The organism is Lentzea sp. NPDC058436, from assembly GCF_042721515.1.
In the GTDB taxonomy this organism is placed as follows: Bacteria; Actinomycetota; Actinomycetes; order Mycobacteriales; family Pseudonocardiaceae; genus Lentzea.
In genome coordinates this window covers 691,170-711,965 of record NZ_JBHXLF010000002.1, presented here as the reverse complement: position 1 = coordinate 711,965, position 20,796 = coordinate 691,170, and the positions used below count along the sequence as shown (strand labels likewise).

Annotated in this window: 18 protein-coding genes; 6 read left to right on the top strand and 12 right to left on the bottom strand. The window is 70.1% G+C overall.

The annotated features are described in order from the left end of the window. Positions 1–3: 3 nt before the first annotated feature. Positions 4–1,233 (bottom strand): sarcosine oxidase subunit beta family protein, encoded by a 1,230-nt coding sequence (locus ACFWN2_RS10780; RefSeq protein ID WP_382426564.1) that lies wholly within the window; start codon positions 1,231–1,233, stop codon positions 4–6. A 68-nt stretch (positions 1,234–1,301) separates the two neighbouring features. Between ACFWN2_RS10780 and ACFWN2_RS10775 the strand changes: the two genes are divergently transcribed. Then, positions 1,302–1,961: a GntR family transcriptional regulator gene (locus ACFWN2_RS10775; RefSeq protein WP_382426562.1), complete on the top strand. Its 660-nt coding sequence runs from the start codon at positions 1,302–1,304 to the stop codon at positions 1,959–1,961. A 37-nt stretch (positions 1,962–1,998) separates the two neighbouring features. Here the strand turns inward: ACFWN2_RS10775 and ACFWN2_RS10770 are convergent, their stop codons facing one another. The 8 genes from ACFWN2_RS10770 to ACFWN2_RS10735 all read right to left on the bottom strand — a co-directional run bounded on the left by ACFWN2_RS10770 (position 1,999) and on the right by ACFWN2_RS10735 (position 11,684). Then, a complete protein-coding gene (locus ACFWN2_RS10770; protein WP_382426560.1) occupies positions 1,999–2,700 on the bottom strand; it encodes a hypothetical protein in 702 nt (233 codons plus the stop codon). A 49-nt stretch (positions 2,701–2,749) separates the two neighbouring features. After that, entirely contained in the window at positions 2,750–4,450 is a 1,701-nt protein-coding gene (locus ACFWN2_RS10765; protein ID WP_382426558.1) for a BCCT family transporter, read from the bottom strand. A 6-nt stretch (positions 4,451–4,456) separates the two neighbouring features. Next, positions 4,457–5,587 (bottom strand): aromatic ring-hydroxylating dioxygenase subunit alpha, encoded by a 1,131-nt coding sequence (locus ACFWN2_RS10760; protein WP_382426556.1) that lies wholly within the window; start codon positions 5,585–5,587, stop codon positions 4,457–4,459. 18 nt (positions 5,588–5,605) lie between these two features. Then, on the bottom strand, positions 5,606–5,899 hold the full coding sequence (locus ACFWN2_RS10755; RefSeq protein WP_089921468.1) for a hypothetical protein: 294 nt from the start codon (positions 5,897–5,899) through the stop codon (positions 5,606–5,608). Continuing rightward, positions 5,896–8,343, bottom strand: a complete 2,448-nt coding sequence (locus ACFWN2_RS10750; protein WP_382426554.1) for an FAD-dependent oxidoreductase — start codon at positions 8,341–8,343, stop codon at positions 5,896–5,898. The genes ACFWN2_RS10755 and ACFWN2_RS10750 overlap by 4 nt, the downstream gene beginning before the upstream one ends. Continuing rightward, the gene (locus ACFWN2_RS10745; RefSeq protein WP_382426553.1) at positions 8,340–9,425 is read right to left on the bottom strand and encodes an S-(hydroxymethyl)mycothiol dehydrogenase; all 1,086 of its coding nucleotides are present in this window, start codon (positions 9,423–9,425) and stop codon (positions 8,340–8,342) included. The genes ACFWN2_RS10750 and ACFWN2_RS10745 overlap by 4 nt, the downstream gene beginning before the upstream one ends. Positions 9,426–9,439: 14 nt before the next feature. Continuing rightward, the gene (gene glyA, locus ACFWN2_RS10740; RefSeq protein WP_382426551.1) at positions 9,440–10,720 is read right to left on the bottom strand and encodes a serine hydroxymethyltransferase; all 1,281 of its coding nucleotides are present in this window, start codon (positions 10,718–10,720) and stop codon (positions 9,440–9,442) included. Between the two features lie 181 nt (positions 10,721–10,901). Further along, positions 10,902–11,684, bottom strand: a complete 783-nt coding sequence (locus ACFWN2_RS10735) for an IclR family transcriptional regulator (protein WP_382426549.1) — start codon at positions 11,682–11,684, stop codon at positions 10,902–10,904. A 120-nt stretch (positions 11,685–11,804) separates the two neighbouring features. On the opposite strand from ACFWN2_RS10735, the gene ACFWN2_RS10730 reads away from it, so the two are divergent. Both ACFWN2_RS10730 and ACFWN2_RS10725 read left to right on the top strand, forming a co-directional pair. Then, on the top strand, positions 11,805–12,122 hold the full coding sequence (locus ACFWN2_RS10730; protein ID WP_382426547.1) for a bifunctional 3-phenylpropionate/cinnamic acid dioxygenase ferredoxin subunit: 318 nt from the start codon (positions 11,805–11,807) through the stop codon (positions 12,120–12,122). Then, positions 12,119–13,267, top strand: a complete 1,149-nt coding sequence (locus tag ACFWN2_RS10725) for an NAD(P)/FAD-dependent oxidoreductase (protein WP_382426545.1) — start codon at positions 12,119–12,121, stop codon at positions 13,265–13,267. The genes ACFWN2_RS10730 and ACFWN2_RS10725 overlap by 4 nt, the downstream gene beginning before the upstream one ends. On the opposite strand, the gene ACFWN2_RS10720 is transcribed toward ACFWN2_RS10725, so the two are convergent. After that, complete coding sequence (locus tag ACFWN2_RS10720) at positions 13,262–14,044, bottom strand: SDR family NAD(P)-dependent oxidoreductase (RefSeq protein WP_382426543.1); 783 nt, start codon at positions 14,042–14,044, stop codon at positions 13,262–13,264. The two genes, ACFWN2_RS10725 and ACFWN2_RS10720, sit on opposite strands and share 6 nt — an antisense overlap. Positions 14,045–14,105: 61 nt before the next feature. On the opposite strand from ACFWN2_RS10720, the gene ACFWN2_RS10715 reads away from it, so the two are divergent. Continuing rightward, a complete protein-coding gene (locus ACFWN2_RS10715; protein WP_382426541.1) occupies positions 14,106–15,368 on the top strand; it encodes an MFS transporter in 1,263 nt (420 codons plus the stop codon). Beyond that, positions 15,365–15,982 (top strand): TetR/AcrR family transcriptional regulator, encoded by a 618-nt coding sequence (locus ACFWN2_RS10710; RefSeq protein ID WP_382426539.1) that lies wholly within the window; start codon positions 15,365–15,367, stop codon positions 15,980–15,982. Before ACFWN2_RS10715 ends, ACFWN2_RS10710 begins: the two co-directional genes overlap by 4 nt. On the opposite strand, the gene ACFWN2_RS10705 is transcribed toward ACFWN2_RS10710, so the two are convergent. Beyond that, positions 15,979–17,367: a pyridoxal phosphate-dependent decarboxylase family protein gene (locus tag ACFWN2_RS10705; RefSeq protein WP_382426537.1), complete on the bottom strand. Its 1,389-nt coding sequence runs from the start codon at positions 17,365–17,367 to the stop codon at positions 15,979–15,981. The two genes, ACFWN2_RS10710 and ACFWN2_RS10705, sit on opposite strands and share 4 nt — an antisense overlap. Positions 17,368–17,448: 81 nt before the next feature. Between ACFWN2_RS10705 and ACFWN2_RS10700 the strand changes: the two genes are divergently transcribed. Then, positions 17,449–17,883: an Lrp/AsnC family transcriptional regulator gene (locus ACFWN2_RS10700; RefSeq protein WP_382426536.1), complete on the top strand. Its 435-nt coding sequence runs from the start codon at positions 17,449–17,451 to the stop codon at positions 17,881–17,883. On the opposite strand, the gene ACFWN2_RS10695 is transcribed toward ACFWN2_RS10700, so the two are convergent. After that, on the bottom strand, positions 17,880–20,777 hold the full coding sequence (locus tag ACFWN2_RS10695) for an ATP-binding protein (RefSeq protein ID WP_382426534.1): 2,898 nt from the start codon (positions 20,775–20,777) through the stop codon (positions 17,880–17,882). The two genes, ACFWN2_RS10700 and ACFWN2_RS10695, sit on opposite strands and share 4 nt — an antisense overlap. Between the last annotated feature and the right edge of the window lie 19 nt (positions 20,778–20,796).

The following is a 20,796-nucleotide window of genomic DNA, read 5'->3' as shown; positions in this document are numbered from 1 at the left end:
CTCCTAGTGGGCCACGGCTGCGGCGCCGTGCTCGTCGACGAGAGCGCCCGTGGTGAAGCGCTCCAGGGTGAACGGCTCGTTGAACGGGTGCGGCTTGTCGTGGGCGATGGTGTGCGCGAAGCAGTCGCCCACACCGGGCGTGGCCTTGAAACCGCCGGTTCCCCAGCCGCAGTTCAGGTACAGCCCGCCGACGGGCGTGAGCCCGACGATCGGGGACGCGTCAGGGCTGACGTCGACGATGCCCGCCCACGTCCGCAGCAGGTGCGCCCGCGCGAAAGCCGGGAACAGCTCCAGCGCCGCCGCCATCTGCTGCTCGATGATGTGGAACGAACCCCGTTGGCCGTAACCGTTGTAGCTGTCGATCCCGGCGCCCATCACCAGTTCTCCCTTGTGCGCCTGGGAGACGTAGACGTGCACGGCGTTCGACATGACGACGGTCGGGTGCACGGGCTCCAGCAACTCGGACACCAGGGCCTGCAACGGATGTGAGGCGAGCGGCAGCTGAAGCCCGACCATCTTGGCGAGAACTGAGCTGTGCCCGGCGGCGCACAACGCGACCTTGCCGGCGGCGATCCTGCCGCGCGACGTCTGCACCGCGGTGATCCGTCCGCCGGAGGTCTCCAGCCCGGTGACCTCGCAGTTCTGGATCAGGTCGACGCCCATCGCGTGCGCGGCCCGTGCGTAGCCCCAGGCCACGTAGTCGTGCTTCGCGATGCCCGCACGCGGCTGGTAGGTCGCGCCCAGAACGGGATAGCGCACGTCCGGCGAGGTGTTGACGATCGGGCAGATCTCCTTGACCCCGGCCGGATCCACCCACTCCGCGTCGATGCCGTTGAGCCGGTTGGCGTTGACCCGCCGCACGCTGTCCCGCACGTCCTGCAGGCTGTGCGCCAGGTTCAGCACACCGCGCTGGTCGAACAGGATCGGGTAGCCGAGGTCCTCCTCCAGGCCCTCCCACAGCTTCAGCGAGTGCTCGTAGATGCCGGAGCTCTCGTCCCACAGGTAGTTCGACCGGATGATCGTCGTGTTGCGGGCCATGTTGCCGCCCGCGAGCCAGCCCTTCTCGATCACCGCGACGTTCGTGATGCCGTGGACCTTCGCGAGGTAGTAGGCGGTGGCCAGACCGTGCCCACCGCCGCCGACGACCACGACGTCGTACGAGGACTTGGGTTCCGGGTCGTCCCACAGGAAGTCCGGGTGCTCGGGCAGATGTGCTCCGGGCGGGCTGGTCATTGCGACGCCTCCAGCGGGATCATCTGGTCGACTACTGGTATATCAGTCTGTGCGTTACAGTAGGTCACATGAACGCACGGGTCAACGACGAGCCCGCCTCCGTCTCACTCACCGAGCAGGCGTACGCGGTCCTGCGGGATCGCCTGGTCATGCTGGAGATCAAGCCCGGTGAGCCGATCAACGAGGACAGGCTGCGCACCGAGCTCGGCGTCGGCCGCACCCCGATCCGCGAGGCCCTCAAACGGCTGGAGCAGGAACGGCTCGTCGTCGCCTTCCCGCGCCGCGGCACGTTCGCCACCGACGTGAACATCTCCGACCTCTCCCACATCTCCGAGGTGCGCCGGACGCTGGAGCCCCTCGCCGCGGCCGCCGCGGCCGACCGCGCCACGGAGGACGACCGGGCCGCCCTGACCGCGCTGCGGTCCCAGCTGGAGACCGCCGCACGGCCAGGCGACAACACCGAGCTCCTCCGCGACGACGTCGGCGTGCACCGCGCGATCTACCGGTGCGTGCACAACCCGTTCCTGGAGGACACCCTCATCTCCTACGACAACCTGGCCACCCGGATCTGGTGCGTCTTCCTGCCGCGACTGTCCGGAATGGCCGGTCACGTCGACGAGCACGTGCCGCTGCTGACCGCGGTCGTCGAGGGTGACGCGAAGAAGGCGAGCGAACTCGCCTCCCAGCACGTCATCGGGTTTGAGCAGGCGATTCGGGCGTTGATCTGACCTGACCGTTGCCCAACTGGGGCATCAATCGCAGAGGTCACCCCTGGCGCGGCGGCTCGGCCGTCGTCTCGCAGTATCCGGTGAGCAGCCATTCAGTGCTGCTCACCACGGCCGGCACCGCAACAGGTACCGCGGCGCCCTCCAACGCGATTCCCTCCTCGCCGATCAGTTCACCGGTCTCCTGGCAGAACACGAGGACCTGCCGTCGATGACGCGCATCGTCGACGTGGGACACGGCGACACCGGATCTGTCCGTGAACTTCCGTGTCGCCTCCTCCACGTTCAGATCCGCGCACTCCGCCAAGCGCAACAAAAGCAGGCGTTGCAGTCCCGGCGTCACGACCTGGAGATTCCACACCTGACGAAAGGCCCTGACAATCGCGCCGTCATCCGACTTCGAGGTCAGTTCGGCAAGTTCGGTGACAAGAGAGTTCTCGTCTCCAGCGGTGATGAACACCCCAGCGAGCTGACCGGGCGCGTGCACGCCGCTGGGAGGTGCCGACATTTCCTCTCCACGGGTCACGACCAAGCGTCCCGACCCGTCAGAGGCAATCCACTGCCTGCGCTCGAACTGTTCGACAGATCCGGCCACCGTGCTCTCGCCGGTCCTCGTCAAGATCCGGTTCGTTCGAAGGTTCGAACCACGCGTGTGCACGTAGTGGTAACGACCGGCACCAGGTGGCTCCGGCGCGTCGACCGTTGCCATCGCGAGTTCGCGAAGCAGTTCTGTCGCCCTCATGAGGTCCTCTTGTCACCAGAACAAGCGCATCCACCTCCAAGCTATCGGATCATGTTCGTTCGTCGACGACCTCTCGTTGCACGACCTGGCCGTTGCCCTCCGTCTTGACGGGCGTCGGCTCCACCTGAAGGCGGAAGTCGCCGTCGTACTGCTCGTTGCCGGTCGCCACCGCCTCCTCGACGATCTCCGCGCAGTGCTTCTCCCGCAACACCATCGGGTCGCTGCGCAGGTCCTTCGCCAGCGCCACGCACAGCACGACCATGACCAGTCCGAACGGTGCCGCGGCGATGATCGTGAGGTTCTGCAGCCCGGTCAGCGCGGTCGCGCCGCCTCCGCCGACGAGCAGCATCACGGCCGCCACGCCGCCGGTCGCCACGCCCCAGAACACCACCAGCCTGCGGTGCGGTTCGATGTCACCGCGTTGTGAGAGCGTGCCCATCACCAGCGAGGCCGCGTCGGCGCCGGAGACGAAGAAGATCGCCACCAGCACCATCACGACCACCCCGGCGACGGCGGCCAGCGGGAACTGGTCGAGCACGCCGAAGAGCTGCGACTCCGGGTTCGCCGCGCCTGCCAGGTCGGTTCCGCCGCGCTGCACCGTGATCGCGGTGCCGCCCATGATCGTGAACCAGATCAGGCTGACCACGGACGGCACGAGGATCACGCCGCTGACGAACTGCTTGATCGTGCGGCCGCGGCTGATCCGCGCGATGAACATCCCGACGAACGGGGTCCACGAGATCCACCAGGCCCAGTAGAAGATCGTCCACGACGACAGCCAGCCCTCCATCGCCGAACCACCGGAGGCGGCGGAGCGGGAGACCATCTCGCCCATCTCGCGGAAGTAGTCGCCGATCGCGGCCGGCACCAGGTTCAGGATCAGCACGGTCGGCCCGACGAGGAACACGAACACCGCGAGCACGGTCGCGAGCACCATGTTGATGTTCGACAACCACTGGATGCCCTTGGCCACACCGGACACGGCCGATGCCACGAACGCCACCGTCAGCACCGCGATGATGCCGATCAGCACGCCCACACCGGGGTTCTCGGCCACGAACCCACCAGCCTTCAGCCCGCTGCCGATCTGCAACGCGCCCAGACCCAGCGAGGCCGCCGACCCGAACAGCGTCGCGAAGATCGCCAGGATGTCGATCAGCCGGCCCAGCGGCCCCTCGGACACCCTGTCACCGAACAGCGGGGCGAACGCGGCGCTGATCAACTGCTTGCGGCCGCGCCGGAACGTGCCGTACGCGATGGCGAGACCGACGACCGCGTAGATCGACCACGGGTGGATCGCCCAGTGGAACAGCGACGTCGCCATCGCGGTCTCGACCGCCGCGTCCGTGCCGCCCTCGACCGTGCCGGGCGGCGGCTTCACGAAGTGCGACAACGGTTCCGCGACGCCGTAGAACATCAGGCCGATGCCCATGCCCGCGCTGAACATCATCGCGACCCACGAGATCGTCCGGAACTCCGGCCGTTCGCCGTCGTGCCCGAGCGGGATCCGGCCGTAGCGGCTGAACGCGAGCCACAGCGCGAAGACCACGAACCCGGTCGCCGCGGTCAGGAACGCCCAGCCGGTGTTGCGGATGACCCAGCCGAGCACCGCGGTCGAGACGCTGCTCAGGCTGTCCGTGCCGATGACGCCCCAGGCGAGGAACGCCGAGGCGACGGCGGCGGACACGGTGAACACGACCTTGTCGGTGTGCGATCTCTTGGTGGGTAAGAACTCTTTCAGTTCGGACATGGCCTTCTACCACCTCTTCGTTGACGTGGTTTCCTGGACCCAGCGGTGGAACTCCCCGATGTGGTGTTCGGAGGGAACCAGCACACCCCCTTGCGCGTACGCCCGCGACGACATGGCGGGCTGGCACCGTTCGCAGGCCTCGAAGTCCTGCTCGTTCACGCGGTGGAAGAGCTCGACGGACCGCGAGACGTCCTTGCCGGTCGCGACGACGTCCTTGGCGTAGAGCCAGTCGCACTCGACGATCGTGCGGTCGGCGGCCATCGGGAACATCCGGTGGATGATCACGTGGTCGGGCACGAGGTTGATGAACACCTGCGGCCGCACGGTGATCGCGTAGTACCGGCGTTCCTGGTCGGAGGCGACGCCGGACAGGTTGTCGAAGCCCTCGCTGCCGTCGATCGTGAAGCCCTTGATCTCCTCGCCGAACACAGCGCCGTGCCCGACGTAGTACTGCGCGGCGTACCCGTCCGCGAACTCCGGCAGGACCTCCGTGAGCTCGGGGTGGATCGTCGCGCAGTGGTAGCACTCCATGAAGTTCTCGATGATGAGCTTCCAGTTGGCCTTCACGTCGTAGGTGATCCGGCGGCCCAGTTCCAGCTCGCTGACCTGGTAGTTGCCGATCGCGTCGAGGTTGCCCAGGCGCTCGCGCACGTCTTGCTGCACGGTCTGTTCGAACGACGCGGGTTCGTCGGCCAGCGACAGCCACGCGTAGCCGAGCCACTCGCGCAGGTGGACCTTCTTCAGGCCGTACTCGACGCGGTCGACGTCCGGCATCGACGTGAGGTTCGGCGCGGCGACGAGCTTGCCGTCGAGGCCGTAGGTCCAGGCGTGGTACGGGCACTGGAAGTTGCGCTTGACCGTGCCGGTCTCCTCGACGCAGAGCTTCGCGCCGCGGTGGCGGCAGATGTTGAGGAACGCGCGCAGCGAGCCGTCGCGCGACCGGGTCACGAGCACGCTCTCGCGTCCGATCTGGACGGTGCGGAAGTTGCCCGCGTCGGGGAGGTCTGCGCTGCGGACGGCGCAGAACCACATCCGCTCGAAGATCCTCTCCTGCTCCAGCTCGAAGATCGCCGGATCGGTGTAGGTGCTGCCCGGCAGGGTGGGGATCAGGCTGGACGGGAGCTCGGTCGCGGTCATGATCACTCCGTGGTGGTGTCAGAGAAGAAGGGAACGCGCGTCCGAGCCGGCGCAGATCACCAGCAGCGGGGCGGTGTGGGTGCTCGACCGCGTCAGGACGCGGGCACCCGTTCCGGACGGCTCGACGTGGAAGTCGATCACCGTCTCCTCGAAGCGCAGGTCGGCGCCCGCGCGGAACGCGTCGTCGGAGCTGGGCAGCTCGGCCTGCGACCGGCTGTCCAGCCCGAGCACGCGCAGTCCGCGCGCGGCGAGGCGGTGTGCGGCCGCCCCGCCGAGGTCGCCGAGCCCTATGACGATCACGTCGTGGCTCATGACCTGATCCGCAGCATCTTGGGGTCGAAGAGCGGTTCCGCCGCCACGACGGCCGCGACGCGTTCGCCGAAGTACTCGATCTCGACCTGCGTGCCTTCCACGGCAACGGCCGCGGGCAGCCAGGCGTAGGCGATGTTCTTGCCGATCGAGTAACCGCGGGCCGCGCTCGTGACGTAGCCGACCGCGACACCGTCCGCGAACACCGGCTCCGACCCCATCACGACCTGGTGGTCGTCGTTGATCACCAGGCACGTGAGCCTGCGGGCGGCCGTCTCCTCCGACTTGCCCTCCAACGCCTTGCGGCCGTGGAAGTAGCCCTTGTTCATCCTGACCGCGAAGCCCAGCCCCGCCTCGAACGGGTCGTGCTCGGTGGTGACGTCGGCGCCCCACGAGCGGTAGCCCTTCTCCAGCCGCATGCTGGTGAACGCGCTGCGGCCCGCGGCGATGACGCCGTGCTCCTGACCGGCCTCCCACAGCGTGTCCCACAGCCGCAGGCCCATGTCCGCGGTGGTGTAGAGCTCCCAGCCCAGCTCACCGACGTACGACAGGCGCATCGCGGTGACCGGCACCTCGCCGATGAACGCCTTCTGCGCCTTGAAGTAACCCATGGCCTCGTGCGAGAAGTCGCTGCGGGTCAACGGCTGCAGCAGGTTCCGCGCTTCCGGTCCCCACAGGCCGATGCAGCACGTGCCGGGCGTGATGTCGGTGATGTGCACGCCGCCGTTGGGAGGCATGCGCCGGCGCAGCCAGTCGAGGTCCAGCGGGCCGTTGGCGCCGACCTGGAACCGGTCCTCGGCGAGCCGGGCGATCGTCAGGTCGCTGCGCACTCCCCCGTCCTCGTTGAGCAGCAACGTGTAGACCACCGCGCCCGGCTTGCGGTCGAGCTGGTTGGTGGTCATGGTCTGCAGGAACGTCAACGCCTCGGGGCCGCTGACCCCCAGCCGCTTCAACGCGGTCATGTCGAACATCGCGACGCGCTTGCGGGCGACGAGGGCCTCGGCGCCGGCGATCGGCGACCAGAACCGGGACGCCCACTCGTTGCGCTCCGGGATCTCCGCGACCTCGGGCAGGGAGGCATTGGCCTCGTACCAGTGCGGCCGCTCCCAGCCGGAGGCCTCCAGGAACACCGCGCCGAGTTCCTTCTGCCGCTCGTAGAACGGGCTCGTGCGCAACGGCCGCGGGTTCTCGGCGGGCTGCAACGGGTGCAGCACGTCGTAGACCTCGACGAACGCCCGGCAGCTGCGTTCGTGCACGTAACCGGGCGCGCGCTGGACGTCCTCGAACCGGTTGAGGTCGCAGCCGTGCAGGTCGATCTCCGGCTGCCCGTCGACCAGCCACTCGGCCATCGCCTTCGCGACGCCGGCGGAGTGCGTGATCCACACGGCCTCGGCGACCCAGAACCCCTGCAGGCCGGGATGTTCGCCGAGCAGCGGGTTGCCGTCGGGGGTGAAGGAGAACAGGCCGTTGACGCCCTCCTCGACCTTGGAGTCGCCGAGTGCGGGCAGCAGGTCGACGGCGGCGTCCCAGGAGGTCTCGAAGTCCTCCGGGGTGAAGGCGATCTCGGACGGCATGGTCGGCGCCACGTCGAAGTCGAGGATGTCGTCGGCGGAGATCGGCATGGGCCGGTGCCCGTACGCGCCGATGCCGATCCGGTCGACGTGCTCGCGGAAGTACAGGTCCGCGTCCTGGTGGCGCAGCAACGGCTTCGACATCTCGGACAGCTCGGTGTTGCTGCCCTTCAACGCGGGCAGCGGAGCGGTCTTCGCGTACTGGTGGGCCATCGGGACGAGCGGGATGTCGAGGTCGACCATCCTGCCGATCCGCGGGCCCCACATGCCGACGCACGACACGACGACGTCGGCGGGGAAGGTGTCGTGCTCGGTGACGACGGCCTTGACCTGACGCCCGGTGCGTTCGATGCCGGTGACCTTGTGATGTGCCAGGAACTTCGCGCCGCGCTCCATCGCCCTGCGCGCCTGGGCCTCGGCGGCGCGGAGGGGCTTCGCGATGCCGTCGCTCGGGATGTGGAAGGCGCCGAGGATCTTCGAGGGGTCCAGCAACGGGTACAGCCGCGCGACCTCGTCGGGGTCGCGCAGGAAGCTCTCGACACCCCAGGCGGTCGCCCAGCCGTGGCGGCGCTTGATGTCGGTCCACCGTTCCGGGGTGGTCGCGACCTCCAGCCCGCCGACCTGCTGGAAGCACCACTTGTCGTCCATCGTGAGCGCCGTGTACTTCTCGACGGTGTACTTGGCGAACGTGGTCATGGTCTTGCAGCCGGTGGTCTGGAAGACCAGGCCCGGCGCGTGCGAGCTGGACCCGCCCGTGGCGAACAGCGGTCCCTGTTCGAGCACGGTGACGTTGGTCCACCCGCGTGCGGTCAGTTCGTCGGCGAGCGCGCATCCGACGATGCCCGCGCCGATCAGCACCACTCTCGGCTGGGTCACAGGACCACCACCGAACGCAGGACGCGGCCGTGGTGCATGTCGTCGAACGCCTTCTCTACGTCGCCGAGCCCGATCGTCTCCGACACGAAAGCGCCGAGGTCGAGGCGGCCCTGCAGGTACAGGTCGATCAGCAGCGGGAAGTCGCGTGACGGCAGGCAGTCGCCGTACCAGGACGACTTGACCGCGCCGCCGCGCGAGAACACGTCGATCAGCGGTAGTTCGAGTTTCATGTCCGGTGTCGGCACGCCGACGAGCACGGCCAGTCCGGCGAGGTCACGGGCGTAGAACGCCTGCTGGAACGTCTCCGGGCGGCCGACCGCGTCGATCACGACGTCCGCGCCGTTGCCCTCGGTGAGCTCGCGGATCGCCTCGACGACGTCCTGTTCGCGGGCGTTGACCGTGTGCGTGGCGCCGAACCGCTCGGCCCACTGCAGCTTCGTGTCGTCGAGGTCGACGGCGATGATCGTCCGCGCCCCCGCCAGCCTGGCGCCCGCGATGGCCGCGTCCCCGACACCGCCGCAGCCGAGCACGGCCACGCTGTCGCCGCGGGTCACGCCGCCGGTGTTGATCGCGGCGCCGATGCCCGCCATCACACCGCACCCGAGCAGCCCGGCGACCTCCGCCGGCGCCTTGGGGTTCACCTTCGTGCACTGTCCGGAGTGGACCAAGGTCTTCTCCGCGAACGCGCCGATGCCCAGCGCGGGCGACAACGGCGTGCCGTCCTGCAACGTCATGGGCTGCGCCGCGTTGTGGGTGTTGAAGCAGTACTGCGGACGGCCGCGCAGGCACGCCCGGCACGACCCGCACACCGCGCGCCAGTTGAGGATCACGAAGTCGCCGGGCTCCAGGTCGCTCACACCGTCACCGACGGCCTCCACGACACCGGCCGCCTCGTGCCCGAGCAGGAACGGGAACTCGTCGTTGATCCCGCCCTCCCGGTAGTGCAGGTCGGTGTGGCAGACCCCGCAGGCCTGCACCTTCACCAACGCCTCGCCGGGGCCGGGATCCGGCACGAGGACGGTCTCGACCGAGACCTTCGCCCCACGCCCCGCAGCCACGACACCGTTCACCGCTTGTGCCACTTCGTTCTCTCCTGTCAGAGGTGGGGGTAGAGGGGGTGCTTCGCGGCCAGTGCGTCGACGCGGGCGACCAGGTCACCCTCGTCGAACGACGGCTGCAGGGCGGCGGCGATGATGTCGGCGACCTCGGTGAAGTCGCCGGCCGTGAAGCCGCGGGCGGCGAGCGCGGGGGTCCCGATCCGCAGGCCGGACGTGACCATCGGCGGCCGCGGGTCGAACGGCACGGCGTTGCGGTTGACGGTGATGCCGATGCGGTGCAACCGGTCCTCTGCCTGCTTGCCGTCCAATGAGGACTCGACCAGGTCCACCAGCACGAGGTGCACGTCCGTGCCGCCGGAGAGGACCTTCACGCCGGCCTGGGCGCAGTCGGGCAGGGAGAGGCGTTCGGCGAGGACGCGGGCGCCTTCGAGGACGCGCTGCTGGCGTTCGCGGAACTCCTCCCCCGCCGCGACCTTGAACGCGACGGCCTTGGCGGCGACGACGTGCTGCAGCGGGCCGCCCTGTTGGCCGGGGAACACCGTGGAGTCGACCTTCTTGGCCAGCTCCTCGGTGGAGAGGATCACGCCACCGCGCGGACCGCCGAGGGTCTTGTGGGTGGTGGTCGTGACGAGGTCGGCGAACGGCACGGGGCTCGGGTGCAGGCCCGCCGCGACGAGTCCGGCGAAGTGGGCCATGTCGACCATGAGCCTGGCGCCGGCCAGGTCGGCGACGCGGCGGAACTCGGCGAAGTCGAGCTGACGCGGGTAGGCCGACCAGCCCGCGATGATCAGCTTCGGCTTCGACTCCAGCGCGAGCCGTTCGACCTCGGCCATGTCGACCCGGCCGGACTCGCGGTCGACGTGGTAGGCCACGACGTTGTAGAGGCGGCCGGAGAAGTTGATCCGCATGCCGTGCGTCAGGTGGCCGCCGTGCGCGAGGTCGAGGCCCATGATCGTGTCACCGGGCTGGAGCACCGCCGCCATCGCCGCGGCGTTGGCCTGCGCGCCCGAGTGCGGCTGGACGTTCGCGTGCTCGGCGCCGAACAACGCCTTGACCCGCTCGATCGCGAGCGCCTCGATGACGTCGACGTGCTCGCACCCGCCGTAGTAGCGGCGGCCCGGATAGCCCTCGGCGTACTTGTTGGTCAGCACCGATCCCTGCGCCTGCAGCACGCCGACCGGCGCGAAGTTCTCGGAGGCGATCATCTCCAGCGTCGACTGCTGGCGGTGCAGCTCGGCGCGGATCTCGGCGGCGACCTCCGGGTCGAGGTCGTCGAGGTTCTGGTCCAGAACTGTGGTGGTGGGAACGGAGAGTGACAACGGGCCAACCCTTCCGAGCGAGTTCCGTAATACGCAACCAGGTTCGCATTATGCAACTGCAGCGCGCATCACGGTGCGACGCGTTCGAGCCGTTGTCAAGGCCTTGTCGCACGGACGGAGGCATCCGGAAACGCGATGAGCCCCCGGCACCGGCCGGGGGCTCATCGTTCGTGAAGGTCTTTCACAGCACGGGATGCCCCATTCGGACGGACAGGTCGCGCGACGCCACGCGCAGCTCCTCGACGATTTCGGGCATGCGCTTCTGGGAGAGCCGGTAGGCCGGACCGGCGGCGCTGATCGCCGCCACGACGTCACCCTGCGAGCCGAACACCGGCACCGCGACGGCGTGCAGACCGGCCTCCAGTTCCTCCATGCACGTGGCGAACCCGTCTTCGGCCGTACGGCGCAACGCACCGCGCAGCTTCACGGGATCGGTGATCGTGCGCGGGGCGCAGGACTCCAGGTCGCCCGACAGCAGGCGTTCCTGCTCGTCGGCCGGCGCGGCGGCGAGCAGCACCTTGCCGCTCGACGTGGCGTGCAACGGCGTGCGCTGGCCGACCCAGTTCTGCGCGGCGACCGCGGAACTCCCCCGCGCCTGGCTGACGTTGAGCGCCACGTCGCCGTCGAGAACCGCGATGTTGACGGTCTCGCCGAGCCGGTCCGCGAGCTCCGTGCACACCGGGCCGCCGACCCGGACGTAGTCGAGCTGGCCGGTCACCGCTCCCGCGAACCGGAGCATGCCGATGCCGATGCGGAACGGGCCGCGCTCGCCGTCCTGCTCCACGAGCTCACGGGTCTGGAGCGTGTAGACGAGTCTGGACGCGGAGGACTTGTGCACGCCGAGCTCGGCGGCGATCTCGGTGATCCCCGCTTCCCCGTTGCGGGCCAGCAGCTCCAGCACCGCCACCGCCCGATCGACCGATTGCACCAGCGCCTTGTCACGAGCCTCGCCGTTGTTGCTCATCACGCAACACTATCCGATTGACGCAACCCACTCGGGTTCTTGACGACTTTCATGATCCTGAGCCATTCTCGCTGTTGCGTATCGCACACACTGTTCCGTATTACGCAACGGAGGCTTTTGATGATCACCGCATGCGCCGTGGACGACCTGCCCGTGGGCGAGTCCGTGGTCGTTTCCGGCGAGGTGGCGATCGCCGTCTTCAACGCGGACGGCGAGTTCTACGCGATCGACGACACCTGCAGCCACCAGGACGCCTCGCTGGCGGAGGGCTGGCTGGAGGGCTGCTTCGTCGAATGTCCCCTGCACGCCGCGCTGTTCGACCTCCGCACCGGCATGCCGACCTGCCTGCCCGCCAAGAAGGCCGTGCGCACGTACCCGGTCGTCGTGCAGGACGGGATGATCTACGTCGACACGGGCAGCCGCGAGGCCGTGGCATGAGAACGGTCGCGGTGGTCGGCGGGTCGCTCGCCGGCCTGCGTTCCGTGGAAGAGCTTCGCCTGCAAGGGTTCGACGGCCGGGTCGTGGTGATCGGCGAGGAGCCGCACGCGCCCTACGACCGGCCGCCGCTGTCGAAGGCGTTCCTGCTGGGCACCCTGTCCCGCGAGGACTTGGCGCTCTCCGACGACGACTTCGGCGCGGAGTGGCGCCTCGGCGTCCGTGCGGAGCGGCTCGACCCGTCCACCGGTTCGGTCTTCCTGTCCACCGGCGAGGTCGTGCGCGCGGACGGCGTGGTGATCGCGACCGGCGGCCGCCCGCGCACGTTGCCGGGCACCGCCTCGTTGCGCGGCGTCCACACCCTGCGCACGCTCGACGACGCTCTTGCGCTGCAAGGAGAACTGCTACCCGGCGCTCGCGTCGTGGTCGTCGGCGCGGGCTGGATCGGCTCCGAGGTCGCCTCCACGTGCCGCACGCTCGGCCTGGACGTGACGGTCGTCGAGGCCGCCCCGATCCCGATGGAACGCGCGCTGGGTCCCGTGCTCGGCAGGCTCTGCGCCGACCTGCACACCGACCACGGCGTCGACCTCCGTCTCGGCGTCGGCGTGGAGTCGTTCGAGCACAACGGAACCCGCGTCACCGGTGTCGTCCTGCGCGACGGCACGCACTTGCCGGCCGACGTCGTGGTGGCGGGCATCGGCATGGAACCCGCCGCCGGCTGGCTCGCCGGCTCGGGCCTCGCAGTGGACAACGGCGTGCTGTGCGACTCGGGCTGCGTCACGTCCATCCCGTCCGTGGTCGCCGTCGGCGATGTGGCCCGCTATCGGCTTGCTGACGGCCACGTTCGCCACGAGCACTGGACGAACGCCTCCGAGCAGCCGGTCGTGGCCGTCCGCAACCTCCTCGCAGGCACGTCGGCCGAGACCTACCGGCCGTCCGGCTACGTCTGGTCCGACCAGTACGGCGTGCGCCTGCAACTCGCGGGCGAGACCGGCGGCGCGGACGAGGTCGCGGTGATCGACGGCTCACCGGACGACCGCAGGTTCGTCGCCGAGTTCCGCCGCGCCGGGCGACCGATCGGCGTGCTGGCCATGAACAACGCCAAGCTCTTCGGCCGCCTGCGCCGTCAGCTCACCACCGTCTCATAGGCAGTCCAGCAGGGCGGCGGTCCTGGCCTCGATGTGAGGCCCGGCGTCGTACCCGGTGAAGATCCACGGCTTGCCGGCCTCCATCGCCGCGAGCACCATCTCCCCCACCTCGTCGACGCCCGGCCCGCTGCGCAGGAACGCCTCGACGACCGGCACGAGGTCGTCCCTCAGCGCCAGACCCTCGTGCAGCGCACCGGTGTTACCGACGATGTCCGTGTCGACGGGGCCGGGGCAGAGCACGCTGACCTCGACGCCGTGCGGGGCCGCGGACAGGCGCAGCGACTCGGAGAGCCCGACCACGGCGAACTTCGAGGTCACGTACGGCACGTTCGGATCGGCGACGAGCCCGGCGCCCGACGCGGTGTTGACGACGTGGCCGGCCCGGCGGCCGATCATGCGCGGCAGGAACGCCTGGATCCCGTTGATCACGCCCGTCAGGTTCACGCCGAGCACCAGGTCCCACGTGTCATAGCTCAGCTGCTCGGCCGTGGCGTACGGCACGACGCCCGCGTTGTTGAACAGCAGGTCCACCGGCCCCAGTTCGCGTTCGGTCTCGTCGGCGACCTCCTCGAACCGCTCGCGGTCGCGAACGTCGAGCTCGTAGGTCCGCACCTCCGTCAGCCTGGTCAGCTCCTCGGCCGCCTGCCCGAGCGCGGACGCGTCGACGTCGGCCAGCGCAAGGCTCACGCCGCGCTTCGCGAGCGACCGCGCGATGCCCAGGCCGATGCCCCTCGCACCGCCGGTGACGAAGGCCGTTGATCCTGCCCAATCCCTCATGGGAGACCTTTCTGTGCTGATCTGCCATCTCTATGTTGACTGACACAGTAGCCTGCTCAGCATGCCCTTGAGCACAGAAGACGACCAGGCTGCAGCCCGCCCGTTGAGGCAGGTCCTCGCGACCGGCGGCCGCGCCACCCTCGTCACGTTCGTCGGCCTCCAGGTCCTCGACAGCGTCGACGGCGTGATGTTCGTGGTCTTCGCACCGGAGATCCGCACGTCACTGGGCATCAGCGCCGGTGCGGTCGCCGTGCTCGGCGCGCTGGCCGGAGTGATGGTGGCGGTGGCCGCGCTGCCGCTCGGCCTGCTCGGGGACCGGCGCCGCCGCACGACCCTCGCGGGGATCTGCACCCTCGTCTGGGCTGTGGCGGCCGGAGCGCTGGGCATGGTGCAGAACCTGTGGCAGGCGGTCGTGGCCAGGGTCGTCGCCGGGGTCGGCAAGGCGAACGAGGGGCCGATCCAGACGTCGCTGCTGGTGGACGCCTATCCGCCGGCCGGGCGCGGGCGGGTGCTCGGGCTGCACCGCGGCGGGCAGCCGCTGGGGATCGTCGTCGGACCGCTGGTCGCGGCCGGGTTCGCTGCCGTGATTCCTGAGGAGCACGAGCCGTGGCGGTGGGCGTTCGCGTTCCTGGCGGTGCCGGCGTTGGTCCTGGGCTTGGTGGCATTCCGGCTGCCGGAGCCGCGGCGCGCGCACGTCACGCCGTCGGCGCGTGAGGCACTGCGGCGGCTCACGAAGATCCGCACGTTCGTGCTGGTGATGATCGCTCTCGGAGCGTTCGGCATGTCGGTGACGACGGTGCCGATCTACCTGAACCTCGTGCTGGAGGACCAGCTCGGGCAGGGCGCGGCGGCACGAGGGGTGATCACGTCGGTGGCGGCCGTGGGCGGGTTGGTCGGCGCGGCGTTCGGCGGTGCGTTGAGCGACCGGTTGTTCCGGCGCAGTCCGCAGGCGTGCGTGTACCTCGCCGCGGTGGCGATCGCGTTGCTGGGCATCGGTTTCGCGGTGCAGGCCTATGCACCGGACGTCACGACGTACGTGGCCATCGGGGTCGTGACGCAGGGGATGACGTTCGCGGGCATCATCGCGTTGAGCCTGGTGGTGGCGGCGGTGACGCCCGAGGAGTTCCGTGCCACGGCGTTCGCGCTGATGGGCGTGTACACGGCGTTGGTCGGCGGGCTCGGCGGCGCGCTGCTCACGGCGGTCGCGGAGGAGTTCTGGGGCGTGCGGGCGGCGGTCGCGACGGCGGCGCCGCTGGCCTCGGTGATCGCGGGTCTGGTGCTGGTCGCCGCCGCCCGCCACGTGCCGGGTGAGGTCGTACGATGATCGTCGTGACCTCCCCCGGGCAGCGCCGGATCGACGAGATCGGCGACGAGAGCCGCCGCCGCATCCTTGACGCCGCGGAGGAGCTGTTCGCCGAACGCGGGTTCGACCGAACGTCCTTCGTGGACATCGCGAAGCGCTCGGGCATCAGCCGGGGGTCGATCCCTTGGCACTTCAAAAACAAGGACGGCCTCGTGATGGCCGTCGTCGAACGGGCGGTCGCGCGCATCTGGCCCGCCGAGCGCTACGACGCCGTCCCGTCCATCATCGAGGTGTTCTCCGAGACCGCAGAGCTGCTCAGGACCGGCAACTCCGCGCTGGTGTTCATGATCCTGGTCGAGGCGCTCGGCGACCGGGGCGTGGTGCACGACCAGTACCGGGAGTTCTTCGCGCGCAGGCGTGCGGGCATCGAGGACCTGCTGCGCTTCAAACGCCCGGCCGGCGCCGACCCGGAGTTGGCCGCCGAGCAGGAGCGCACCGCCGCCGTCGCGTTGAACGGCGCGCTCCTCGGCATCCACCTGCAGGCGCTGGTGGATCCGGAGGCCGTCGACCTCAACGCCGCGCTGGTGTCGATCGCGACGATGTTCGACCGCAACCTCGCGGACGTCTGGCGCTAACGAAGCCGTTCCAGGATCAGATCGATGTCGGCCTCCGACGTGCGGTGGTTGGTGATGCAGGCACGGATGCCGCGCTTTCCCGCCACCACAACGGGTCCGAGCAACGCCACGTTCTCGGCGGCCAGCCTCTCCAGCAACGCGGTGTGCTCGGCGTCCGAGAAGCCGTCGACCGTGAAGCACACCGCCGTCAGCGTCACCGGGGCCAGCAACGTGAGTCCGGGCGTGGCCTCGACGCCCTCACCCAGCCGCCGCGCCAACGCCAGCGTGCGGGCGTTGGCGTCGCGGAACGCCGACACCCCGAACGCCTGCAACGCGCTCCACACCTTGAAAGCCTTGAAGTTGCGGGAGAGCTGCAACCCGTAGTCCATGTAGTCGGTCATCAACGGGTCCTCGGCGACCGTCAGGTACGACGAGTCGAACGCGAACGCGTCCCGCAGCTTCGCGCCGTCGCGGACGAGCAGGCAGCCCGCCTCCAGCGGCGCGTACAGCAGCTTGTGCGGGTCGAGCGTAATCGAGTCGGCGCGGGCGCAGCCGCCCATCAGGACCCGCATCTCCTCCGACAGGAGAAAAAGCGCGCCGTACGCGCCATCGACGTGCAGCCACAGGTCCTCCGCGGCGCACAGGTCGGCGATCTCGTCCAGCGGGTCCACCGACCCGGTCGACACCGTGCCGCACGTGCCGACCACGCACCACGGCCGCAGCCCGGCAGCACGGTCCTCCTCCACCGCCGTCCGCAGCGCGTTCACGTCCATGCGGTGCAACGAGTCCGTGGCGATGTGGCGCACGTTGTCCAGGCCGATGCCGAGGACGGCGGCAGCCTTGTCGACACTGCGGTGCGCCTCGACGGACGTGTAGACGACGAGCGGCGCCGCGTCCCGTTGCAGACCGTTGGCGTGGAAGTCGGGCACGCGGTCGTTCAACGCCGTGGCCAACGCCTGCAGGGTGGCGAGCGACCCTCCGCCGGTCAGGATTCCCTTGGCACCAGCGGGAAATCCGACGACTGAGGCCAGCCACTCCAGCACCGAACGCTCGACCACGTTCGCCGTCGGCGACAGCTGCCAGAAGTTGCAGTTCTGGTTCAGAGCGGCCGCCATCGCCTCGGCGTACGGGGCGATGCCGTTGGGCGGGCCGAGGACGTAGGCGAGGAACCGCGGGTGCGCCACCGCCGTCGAGTTGGGCAGGATCGTGCTCTCCCAGGAGTCGAACAGCGCGTCCACGCCCACGCCCTGCTCCGGCATCGGCGTGAGCAACGCCGCCAGCGCGTCCCGGTCCGGCGCCGGCAGGATCTCGGCCTTGGGCAGGCCGCGCTCGTAGGAGTCCAGCAGCGCCAGCAGTCTCGTGCCGGCCCTGTCGCGTTCGTCGTCGGTCAGCAGCAGTTCGTTCACGAGAAGCAGATTAGGGCTGAGCGACTGGCACGCGATTGCTACTTCGACCTCGTTCGGCCGTCGTCGTGGCACACTCTGCCAGTGGACCGCATCGATCGCGCAATCATCCGCCACCTCCAGGACGATGGGAGGCTCACCAACACCGAACTGGCCGACAAGGTGGGCCTCACGCCGTCGCCGTGCCTGCGGCGGGTGCGGGCGCTGGAAGAGGCCGGGGTGATCACCGGCTACCACGCGGCCATCGACCCCACCGCACTCGGCCGGGGGTTCCGGGTCCTCGTGCACATCGACCTCAACGCGCAGGACCTCGCCACCATCGAGGCGTTCGAGGCGCGGATCGCGGAGATCGGCGCGGTGGAGTCGTGCGTGCGGATGTTCGGGCAGCCCGACTACCACCTGTGGATCGCGGTCGCCGACCTCGCCGCGTACGAGCAGCTCTACATGTCCGCGCTGACGAGGCTGCCGGGCGTGGCGCGCACGAACTCGCAGTTCCCGATGAAGACCGTCGTGGGTTAGGTCAGGTCTTCGGCCTGCAGCTCCGCTCGCGACGAGACACCGAGCTTGCGCAGCACCCGTGCCGCGTGCTGCTCGACGGTCCGCGGCGAGAGGAACAGCACGTCCGCGATCTTGCGGTTGGTGTGCCCCGCGACCAGCAGCCGCGCGACCTCCTGCTCGCGCGGCGACAACTCGTCGCCGTACCCGCGCCTACCTCGGCGGGACGGTTTGCCGCCGCCGATGCTGCGCAGCTGGTGCCGGCACCGGGCCGCGTCGCGGGTGGCGCCCAGGCCGTCGAACGTGTCGACCAGTGCCGAGAGGATCTCCGCCGCCTTCTCCTGGTCGGACGGCAGCAGGCAGGCCGCCTCGCGTTCGGCGACCAGGGCCGTGAGGTAGGGCGCGGGCAACGCCGAGTACCTGTCCGCGGCCTCGCGGTAGAGCGACACGGCCGCGTCGACCTGACCGCGTGCCTCCGCGAGCTGGGCGCGGCACCAGGCCACCGAGGCGAACGCCATCGGGGCGTCGCGGCCCTCCACGCCCGCGGCGAACTCCTCGATCAGCGTCTCGGCGTCGGTCTCACGGCCCGCCGCGAGGAACGTGGCCACGGCGATGGGGCCGAGCTCGGTCGCCCACACCCACACGCCCTTGGCCCGCACGATCGCCAGGCCGCGGTCGACGTCCACGCAGGCACGCGTGATCTCGTCCTGGGCGAGCATCGTGCGAGCCAGCGCCGCGCACCCCGCGATGGCGACCGGGGTGATCGACTCCTCGGGGGCGAACGCGCCGGTCTCGGTGAGGTAGCTGGTGGCCTCCGCCCATTCACCGCGCGCGGTGGCGAGTGAGCCCAGGATCAGGCTCAGCTCGCTGGCCAGCGGGAACAGGTCGCGGTACTCGTCGAGCAGGGTCCGCGCCCGGTCGGCGAGGCCCTCCCAGTCGCCGGTGTGCCAGTCGAGGCGGGCCCTCGTCGCGTTGGCGGTGCTCGCGGTGAACGGGGCACCGCACTCGGCGGCGAACCGCAGGCCGTCGCGCAGCAGTTCGGCGCACCGGGCGAAGTGGCCGGTCGTGGTCAGCGCGTCGGCGAGGTTGCAGTGCGCGCGGGCGAGCTGGCGGAGCTCACCGGACGTGGTGGCGGGCCGGTAGCTCCACTCGGCCAGCACCGACGGGTCGCCCGTGTGCATCTTCGACCCGACCTCGTTGGCGTACAGCGCCAGCTTCTGCTCCAGGTCGGTCTCGGCGGCGCGGGCCAGGCTGATGCGGTCGAGCCACGGCTGGACCTCGCTCATCGGCGTCATGCCCAGGTACGACAACGCCAGCACGGCCTCGCCCCGCGCCGCCAGGTCCGGCCGTTCGGTGAGGTCGGCGACGGCCCGTTCGAGCTCGGACCGGGCCTCCTCGATGCCGCCCGCCTGCCGGATCAGCAGCACGCCGCGGTAGTGGCGGACCTGCCCGCGCGCCGCCGTGGACAGGCGCCGGTCGGACAGCAGGCGTTCGAGCGCCTCGGTCGGGTCGAGCTGGTCGAGGCCCTGGTGGGCGATCTGGCCGAGCTTGATCGCGAGCCGGTCGACGTCGGCCGCGGGCACGGCCGGGTCGAGCAGCAGCCGCTGCAGCAATGCCGTGGCGGTGCCCGCGTCGCCGTTCTCGACGGCCCTGTCCGCCGCCGCCTCGCCGTAGCGCAGCCACGCGGACGTCTGACCAGCGCGTTCGCTGTGCTCGGCGAGCTGCACCAGCGGGCGGGGTTCGACCTGGTCGAGCACCTCGACGGCGCGGTGGTGCAGCGCCTGCCGGTCGGGACCGCCGAGGGTGTCGTAGACGGCCTGCTGGGCCAGCGCGTGCCGGAAGCCGTACCGCCGTGCGTCGACCTCGTGCAGAACATGGCCCGTCAGCGCGTGCGTCAACGCCTCACGGCTCTCGCTGATCTCGGCCACCTCACCGAGCAGTTCGACGGACGCGGGCGCGCCCAGCACGGCGGCGGCCTGGACCAGCCGGGTCGCCTCGGCGGGCAGCGCGGCCAGGCGTTCGGCGATGGCGTCGCGCAGCAGCACCGGCACGTCCACGTTGTCGAGCAACCGGCGGGCCGTGGCACCGTCCGCGTGCACGGCGCCGGCGGGATTCCGCAGCGCCCGCAAGGTCTCCTCGACCACGAACGGGATGCCGGCCGTGCGTTCGTGCAGCTTGGCCGCGAACTCCGCCGACACGGGCTCGCCGTCGAGGATCGCGGACGTCAGCGCGCGCACCTCGGCCACGTCGAGCGGTTCCAGCTCCAGCAACGCGCTGGTGATCCCGGTCGGCGGCCGGTACGCGGAGCCCAGCGGAACGCCGCCGGGCACGTCCTCGCGCCGGTACGTGACCACGATGGACAGGTTCGCGGGCGGGTCGCCCATCAGGAACCGCAGCAGCTGCCGCGAGCCGTCGTCGGCCCAGTGCAGGTCCTCGACGACCAGCAGCACGGGCCCGAGCACGCCGAGCAGTTCGCGCAGGGCCCGGAACAACCGGTGCCGGTCGGCCCGCGGATCACCGGTCGAGGGCAGCGGATCGGGCAGGTGGTCCGCGAGCTCCGGCAGCAGCGCACCGAGCACACCGGACACCGGGCTCAACCGGGAGTGGTTGCGCGCCAAGCGATCCGTGCAGTCGCGCAACGCCTCCAGCACCGCGCCGTACGGGAACGGCTCCCCCACCGGCTGGCAGTGGCCGATGAGGACGGCGATCGGCCCCAGGTCGGCGTCCAGCAACTCCCGCACCAGCCGCGACTTCCCGACTCCGGCCTCGCCCTCGACCATGATCACCGCGGGCTGGCTCGGCACGGCGGCCCGCAGCGCGCCGAGCTGGTCACCTCGGCCCACCAGCACCGGCGAGCTCGTGCGCATCAGTCCGCTGGGGTCGCAGCGCCGCGCCCTGGACCTCGGTGTCCGGCTCATCCGCACCGATGTTAGGCGA

Bases quoted from the DNA above. Each gene is read 5' to 3' on its own strand.
- ACFWN2_RS10780 (WP_382426564.1), bottom strand. From the start codon at position 1,233: ATGACCAGCCCGCCCGGAGCACATCTGCCCGAGCACCCGGACTTCCTG.
- ACFWN2_RS10775 (WP_382426562.1), top strand. From the start codon at position 1,302: ATGAACGCACGGGTCAACGACGAGCCCGCCTCCGTCTCACTCACCGAG.
- ACFWN2_RS10770 (WP_382426560.1), bottom strand. From the start codon at position 2,700: ATGAGGGCGACAGAACTGCTTCGCGAACTCGCGATGGCAACGGTCGAC.
- ACFWN2_RS10765 (WP_382426558.1), bottom strand. From the start codon at position 4,450: ATGTCCGAACTGAAAGAGTTCTTACCCACCAAGAGATCGCACACCGAC.
- ACFWN2_RS10760 (WP_382426556.1), bottom strand. From the start codon at position 5,587: ATGACCGCGACCGAGCTCCCGTCCAGCCTGATCCCCACCCTGCCGGGC.
- ACFWN2_RS10755 (WP_089921468.1), bottom strand. From the start codon at position 5,899: ATGAGCCACGACGTGATCGTCATAGGGCTCGGCGACCTCGGCGGGGCG.
- ACFWN2_RS10735 (WP_382426549.1), bottom strand. From the start codon at position 11,684: ATGAGCAACAACGGCGAGGCTCGTGACAAGGCGCTGGTGCAATCGGTC.
- ACFWN2_RS10730 (WP_382426547.1), top strand. From the start codon at position 11,805: ATGATCACCGCATGCGCCGTGGACGACCTGCCCGTGGGCGAGTCCGTG.
- ACFWN2_RS10725 (WP_382426545.1), top strand. From the start codon at position 12,119: ATGAGAACGGTCGCGGTGGTCGGCGGGTCGCTCGCCGGCCTGCGTTCC.
- ACFWN2_RS10720 (WP_382426543.1), bottom strand. From the start codon at position 14,044: ATGAGGGATTGGGCAGGATCAACGGCCTTCGTCACCGGCGGTGCGAGG.
- ACFWN2_RS10715 (WP_382426541.1), top strand. From the start codon at position 14,106: ATGCCCTTGAGCACAGAAGACGACCAGGCTGCAGCCCGCCCGTTGAGG.
- ACFWN2_RS10710 (WP_382426539.1), top strand. From the start codon at position 15,365: ATGATCGTCGTGACCTCCCCCGGGCAGCGCCGGATCGACGAGATCGGC.
- ACFWN2_RS10695 (WP_382426534.1), bottom strand. From the start codon at position 20,777: ATGAGCCGGACACCGAGGTCCAGGGCGCGGCGCTGCGACCCCAGCGGA.